At 43.7% G+C, this 631-nt stretch carries 1 protein-coding gene and 1 pseudogene; both read left to right on the forward strand.

All coding sequences use genetic code 11. From position 1 onward, the window contains the following. On the forward strand, positions 1 to 268 hold a 268-nt coding region (locus tag KIV40_RS35305; RefSeq protein WP_285354137.1), incomplete at its 5' end, for a TrmH family RNA methyltransferase. Positions 269 to 366: 98 nt separating this feature from the next. Beyond that, positions 367 to 631 (forward strand): annotated as a pseudogene (locus KIV40_RS35310) (lysophospholipase); the annotation flags it as partial.

Consider the following 631-nt stretch of genomic DNA (forward strand, 5'->3'; position numbering starts at 1 on the left):
AGAAGGCGCGACGCCACTACCAAGCTTCCAACACCCAGAAAACGCTATCTACATCTTTGGTCCAGAAGACGGTTCGATTTCTCAAGACGTTGCAGATCGCGCTGATCATGTTGTGTATGTACCGACGGTTGGTTGTATGAACTTAGCGGCAACGGTGAATGTACTTCTTTACGATAGATTGGCTAAGTCTGATGATATGGACGAAAGAAACGAACTTATTAAAAAGAGCCGAGATAACCGCAATCACCTTCTAGTGAAAGAAAAATAGCAACAACTCGAGCTGTTGTTGATTCATGTGTTATCTAAGTGATTTCTTAGCGGGTATGATGTGGTCAAACTCTTCCCCGATGAAAGGCTAGATAACACATGCAAGATGAACAACTTCTTACGGCTTTAAAAAAACAACCTGTCCTTGACCTCTATTCGCTCTATCAATCCCTCGAGCACAGAGGGACCTTATACTCATTGCTTGAAAAGCTTGCATCACTCAAAGACCAACACGCACTCGATACTCAGTTAAGCCCTTTGAAACCGCATATTGAAAAGGTTTTGGCGCAGTTTGACGACCAAACACCTGATGCTGTGATCTTGGAAGCCGTGATCAGACAATCTGAAATTCAACAGCGAGGAC

Source organism: Vibrio sp. D173a, from assembly GCF_030248475.1.